Here is a 5,651-nt window from a genome sequence, read left to right on the forward strand (position 1 = left end):
CGTACGGGGTGCCGGGGCAGGCGGGTTCAGGCTGCCCAGTTACCACATGGGGTGATGTCTTGGGCTGAAACGGGAGATCGCCTCATGCTCCGCCAGGTCACCTGGCACCGTCGCGCGCGAATCGCGCCGACGATCAAGGAGTGGTGCATCCGGACACCGTAGTAAGGGAGTTGAGGATCATGCGGCAGCCCTTACCGTCTGGTCATGAAACCAGGCCGACGCCATCAGGACCTGCATCCGTGTGCGGTCGAACCGGCCGCCCTGCTTGAGCCCGCCCTCCAGAAGGGGCCGCCATGAGGCCGGGACCTCGGTAAGGGCGGTGTGGATCTGGGCGTCGGCCCAGGCCGCGAGGGGGCCGTTGAGCCAGGTGGGGACCGGGCTGGCGAAGCCGAGCTTGTCCCGGCTGCCCCAGACCTCGCGGGGAAGACAGAGGGCCTTCGCCGCGTCCCGCAGGATCCGCTTGCCCTCGGCGGGGTGGCAGGTCTTGTACTCCGAAGGCAGGCATGCGCCTCGCCATCGTCGCAACCGCCCACCTCCAGGCCCGCGACCTCGACCACGGCCTTGCACTCGGCCACCGGTCCGTCGACATCCTCGCCCGCGTCCAGTCCGACCGCGCCAAGGACTACGTACGCGAGTTCAACACCGCCCTCGCCCCCTGGCGACGCGAGCCGGCCGTCCGGGAGTTAGTCCACCGGACCCGCAAGGAACTCGGTGTCGCCGCCCGACCCGGCTGAAGGAACAAGGATCCACAGCGCAGAGCCGATGTCCAAGGCATGCAAGGCGAACACCAGACAGCCGCGGCTCAATGACCAGACATGCCCGGCGTCCGCTCCGCCGCAGTCAGGTCACGAGTCGCAGAACGTCTGTCAGGCCGCGCTCACCGGTACGGTGTTCCGCCGGCAGGATGTAGGTGCGCAGGCCGCAGGCGGCGGCGCCGCCGTCGCGGACGGGGTTGTCGCCGACCATGAGGGTGGCGCGGGGGTCTGCGCCGAGGTCGGCGCAGGCCTTGAGGAAGAGCTGCGGGTCGGGCTTTTCGCGGCCCTGCTCGTAGGAGATGACGCAGGTGTCGATCAAGGCGTCCAGCCCGTGGTGGGTGAGGTGGGTGCGCAGGTCCCAGGCGAAGTCGCTGACGATGGCGATGCGCAGTCCGCGTTCGTGCAGGGCGCGCAGGACCGGTTCGGTGTCGGGGTAGGGGATCCAGGCGTCCGGGGCGGTGAGTTCCCGGTAGGCCGTCTCCTCCGCGCCGCGCAGGAAGTCCACCTGCTCCCACCATGCGTGCATGGCGCGGCGGTGCTGTGCGGAGGAGAGGTCTCGGCCTTCCTGGAGGGCTACGACGGAGGGCAGCCGGAAGGCTGTTCGCAACTGGCCGGAGATCTCGGCCATCGAGCCGGGCTCGTTCAGCACGGCGAGGCGGCCGGTGGCGGCGCCGACCCGGCGCAGCCATGTCTCCAGGTCGATCATCTGGAAGATGGTGTTGCTGAAGTCGAACAGTACGGCCTGGACCGGTGGCACGGGCGCGGCCATCTCGGCGTCGCCGGGGCGGTAGGCGCTGGGGGTTTCGAACAGGGTGTGGATCACTGGGAGGGCTCTTCGGGTTCGACCGTCTCGACGTCGACTCCGAGGTCGCGCATGGCTGCGAGTTCCGCGTCGGGAACGGAGGTGTCGGTGATGACGGTGTGGTAGTCGGCCACGGTGCCGTATGCATACGTGGCGGTCTTGCCGAACTTGGAGTGGTCCGCCAGGAGCAGCGACTGTTCGGCGGAGGCGAGCATGGCCAGCTTCACCTCGGCGTAGTCGTTCAGCGGGTGGAAGAGGCGGCCTTCAAGGACGGCGGTGGCGGACATCAGGGCGAGGTCGGCCCGGAGCTGGGACAGGGCACGGGTGACGGTGGGGCCGGTGCAGGAGTTGAAGTCGCCGCGGTAGTGGCCGCCCAGCAGGGTGACGCTCACGCCCGGTGCGGACCCGAGGCGCTGTGCGAGGCCCACGGAGTTGGTGACTACGTGCAACTGGTCCAGCCTGGCCAGTGCGGGAAGCAGGGGGAACAGGGTGGTCGAGTCGTCCATGAGTAGCGTGCTGCCCGGCCTGATGCGGTCGGCGACGGCCGCGCACAGCGCGTTCTTGGCCGCGAGGGCGCTGTTCTCCCGGAAGCGGGTGGCCGTCTCCATGGTGAGAGCGGGGAAGGCGACGGCCCGCCCGCGCTGCTTGCGCAGCAGATGCCGCCCGGCGAGGTCGTCCAGGTCCCGGTGCATCGTCATGAGACTGACGTCGAAGTTTCGGGCGAGGTCGTCGATGCGGGTCTCGCCGTGTTCGGCGACATACTGCAGCACGGCCTGGCGCCGTTCCTCGACGGCGGCCTGGGACAGTCGCGTACGGGCTGTCATCACGCCCCTCCTTCCCGGTCGCTCCGGTCTCGCAGTTTCCCACACGGGCTGGCGAAAGCCGGGGCCCGTCCGACTCCCGGGCCTCGGACCATCCGTGCGGCGACAGCTGCGGCTTACGACGTACATGTACATACCTGCGTCCGTCACCTGCGTAGCCGCAGGCCTACGAACCTTCCACCGTGACCAGTACCTTGACCTGCTCGGGGTCGACGGACGCGGCGAACGCCTTGGCGGCGTCCTGCAGCGGGAAGGTGGCGGTGACGATCTCGGCGGTGTCCACGGCGCCGGAGGCGATCAGGGACATCGCGGTGCGGTAGTCGTCGCCGGTGTACATCAGGGTGCCCTCGATACGTATCTCCCGGTCCTGGACGAGGTCGAGGCGTACGGGGGTGGTCCCTGCGGCTCCGACGCCGACGACGATGATCGTGCCGCCCTTGGTGACCAGGTCGGTGGCCTGGGTTATGGACTGCTCGCGCGCCACACAGTCGAAGACGACGTCGATCGGTCCGCCGAGGGCTGCCCGGGCCTGGTCGGCGAGGTCGGTGGCGTCGGCGGCCAGGGCCGCGTCGGCACCGAGACGCAGGGCGCGATCCCGCTTGCCCGGCAGCAGGTCGGTGACGGCGATCTTCGCGGCGCCCGCGTGCCGGGCGGCGGCGAGGACGAGCAGGCCGATGGGCCCGGCGCCGAGGACGACGACCGTGCGTCCGGTGAGGTCACCGGCCTTCGCCACGGCGTGCACCGGGGTGGCCAGGGGCTCGACGAGGGCGGCCTCGATGTCGGTCATGCCGTCGGGGACGCGGTGGACGCGGTCGGCCGGGATGGTGAACAGGTCGGTCATGGCGCCGGGCGTCTGGCAGCCGAAGACCTTCAGTTCCTGGCAGATGTTGTAGCGGCCGGAGCGGCATTGGGGGCACCGGCCGCAGTACAGGTTGGGTTCGATGATCACCCGGTCGCCCGGCGCGAAGTCCTCGGCCCCCTTCCCCGCCGCGGCGACGACGCCTACCGCCTCGTGACCGGGGCGGTAGGGCAGGTCGATGAAGGGGTGATGGCCGGCCGCGGCATGGGTGTCGGAGCCGCAGATACCGACGACCGTGGTGCGTACGAGGAGTTCGTCGTCCTCGGGCACAGGCGTGGGCACCTGCTCGATCGTGATGTCGTCGAGGGAGCGGACGAGAACGCGGCGAATCTGCTCGGTCATGTGGGGGTTCCGTTCGGTTCGGGCGTTCATGCGGAGGCGAGGCCGGGCTGGATCTGGATCTTGCGGCCGATGCCCGCCTGGAAGCGGGCGATGGCGTCCGGGAACGCCGCCAGGGGGAGGCGGTCGCTGATGAAGACGCGCGGGTCGATGACACCGGTGGCGAAGAGGTCGGCGGCACGTTCGAAGCTGTGCAGGACGGCCATGGAGCCGGTGATGGTGATCTCCTGGTTGTAGATCTTGTACGGCTCGATGGTGGCCCGGGTGGCGTAGTCGGCGACCCCGAACTGCAGGTACGTGCCGCCCTTGCCGACCCGGCCGAGGGCGTCCTGGATGGCCTTCGCGTTGCCGGTGGCGTCGACGACGAGGTCCCAGCCGTAGTTCGGCCGGTCGAGCTCGTCGGCGGACGCGGCACCAGCGGAGCAGCCCAACTGCCCTGCCGTGGCCAGGCGTTCGGCGTTGATGTCGACGACGTCGACGCTCGCGGCGCCGGTTGCCTTGGCGAGCTGGAGCATCATCAGGCCCATGGTTCCGGCGCCGTAGACGAGCACGCGGGAGGCGAGTCGGCTGCGCAGGACGTCGTAGCCGCGCACCGCGCAGGACAGCGGCTCGATCAGGGCCGCGTCCTGGACGTCTACGTGGTCGGGCAGTCGTACGCAGTTGGCGACGGGTGCCACGGCGTACTCGGCGGCGGCGCCCGGGTGGGTGACGCCGATGGCGGCCCAGCGTTCGCAGAGGTTGTTGTGGCCGAGACGGCAGTAGTGGCACTCGAAGCAATACAGCGACGGGTCCACGGCGACCTGGTCGCCGATCGCGAGTTCGGTGACCTCGCTGCCGAGGCCCACGACCTCTCCGGCGAACTCGTGGCCGGGGATGATGGGCAGCTTGGGGGCGAACTCCCCTTGGAGGATGTGCAGGTCGGTGCCGCACAGTCCGGTGGCCGCGACCTCGACGACAACCTCGCGCGGGCCGGGGGCCGGGTCGTCGACGGTGGTGAGTTCGACGTTGCCAGGTCCGGTGATGACGGCTGCCTTCACTTGACTGCTCCCAGGGAGAGGCCGCGGACGAGCTTGTCCTGGGCGGCGAATCCGGCGATGAGGACGGGCAGGGAGACGAGGGTGGCCGCGGCGCACAGGCGGGCCAGGAAGAGGCCCTCGTTGGTGATGAAGCCGACGAGGAACACGGGCGCGGTGGAGGCCTGGGTCGCGGTGAGGTTGACGGCGAACATGAACTCGTTCCAGCTGAAGATGAAGCAGATCAGCGAGGTGGCGGCGAGTCCGGGCATGGCGACGGGTGCGACGACCCGCCACAGCACGGTGAGCAGGCCCGCGCCGTCGACCTCGGCGGCTTCCAGGATCTCCTTGGGGACCTCGGCCAGGAACGAGCGCATCATCCAGACCGCGATCGGCAGGTTCATGGCGGTGTAGAGGATGACCAGCGTCCAGACGTTGTCCAGCATCCCGGCGTCCTTGACGATCAGGTAGACCGGCAGCAGGGCCGCGATGGCCGGGAGGAACTTCGTGGACAGGAAGAAGAACATCACGTCGGTCCACTTCTCGACCGGCTTGATGGACAGCGCGTAGGCCGCCGGTACCGCCAGGGCGAGGACGAGCAGCGTCGAAAGGATGCTGGCCATGGCCGAGTTGAGGAGGAAGGGGGTGATGTCCCGGCTGAACAGCAGCTTGTACTGGTCGAAGGTGACGGGGGCGAAGGGGGTCGGCGGGTTGGTCGCCGCGTCGGCCTCCTGGTGGAAGGAGGTGAGCACCATCCACGCCACCGGTGCGAAGAACGCCAGCGTGGCCAGCCAGGCGACGAACGTCCACAGGGGGGACAGGCGCGGGGAGTTGGGGTCGTCCTTGCGGCGGAGGAGCTTCTTGAACCTGCCCCCCGGGGCGGCGACTGCTGCGTGGGTCATCGGGATGTCTCCTCGCGGAACAGCGACGCGATGGTGCGCAGCGCGAAGGTCGCGATGACGAACGCGCCGAGGACGACGACGACACCGGCGGCGGCCGCTTCGCCGTACTCGTACTTGCGGAACATGGTCAGGTAGATCTCGTAGGGCAGGTTGGTGGTCT

The 5,651-nt window shown here is 69.4% G+C and carries 7 protein-coding genes; 1 reads left to right on the top strand and 6 read right to left on the bottom strand.

Annotated features, from left to right (window positions below):
• Window positions 1-177: 177 nt before the first annotated feature.
• Complete coding sequence (locus ACFU53_RS46110) at window positions 178-525, bottom strand: asparagine synthase-related protein (protein ID WP_384006170.1); 348 nt, start codon at window positions 523-525, stop codon at window positions 178-180.
• Here ACFU53_RS46110 and ACFU53_RS46115 point away from each other — a divergent pair.
• Window positions 504-734 carry a hypothetical protein gene (locus ACFU53_RS46115; protein WP_384006172.1) on the top strand — a complete coding sequence of 77 codons (231 nt, stop codon included), beginning with the start codon at window positions 504-506 and terminating at the stop codon, window positions 732-734. The two genes, ACFU53_RS46110 and ACFU53_RS46115, sit on opposite strands and share 22 nt — an antisense overlap.
• A 106-nt stretch (window positions 735-840) precedes the next feature.
• Here ACFU53_RS46115 and ACFU53_RS46120 read toward each other — a convergent pair whose 3' ends face one another.
• The 5 genes from ACFU53_RS46120 to ACFU53_RS46140 all read right to left on the bottom strand — a co-directional run bounded on the left by ACFU53_RS46120 (window position 841) and on the right by ACFU53_RS46140 (window position 5,491).
• Window positions 841-1,578, bottom strand: coding sequence for an HAD family hydrolase (locus ACFU53_RS46120; protein WP_384006174.1), 738 nt, complete (start codon window positions 1,576-1,578; stop codon window positions 841-843).
• A complete protein-coding gene (locus ACFU53_RS46125; protein ID WP_384006176.1) occupies window positions 1,575-2,381 on the bottom strand; it encodes a DeoR/GlpR family DNA-binding transcription regulator in 807 nt (268 codons plus the stop codon). The genes ACFU53_RS46120 and ACFU53_RS46125 overlap by 4 nt, the downstream gene beginning before the upstream one ends.
• A gap of 163 nt (window positions 2,382-2,544) precedes the next feature.
• On the bottom strand, window positions 2,545-3,579 hold the full coding sequence (locus ACFU53_RS46130) for a zinc-binding dehydrogenase (protein ID WP_384006178.1): 1,035 nt from the start codon (window positions 3,577-3,579) through the stop codon (window positions 2,545-2,547).
• Window positions 3,580-3,605: 26 nt separating this feature from the next.
• The gene (locus ACFU53_RS46135; protein WP_384006180.1) at window positions 3,606-4,613 is read right to left on the bottom strand and encodes a zinc-dependent alcohol dehydrogenase family protein; all 1,008 of its coding nucleotides are present in this window, start codon (window positions 4,611-4,613) and stop codon (window positions 3,606-3,608) included.
• Entirely contained in the window at window positions 4,610-5,491 is an 882-nt protein-coding gene (locus ACFU53_RS46140; RefSeq protein WP_384006181.1) for a carbohydrate ABC transporter permease, read from the bottom strand. Before ACFU53_RS46140 ends, ACFU53_RS46135 begins: the two co-directional genes overlap by 4 nt.
• Window positions 5,492-5,651: the final 160 nt, after the last annotated feature.

This window comes from Streptomyces sp. NPDC057474, from assembly GCF_042802555.1.
Taxonomy (GTDB): Bacteria; Actinomycetota; Actinomycetes; order Streptomycetales; family Streptomycetaceae; genus Streptomyces.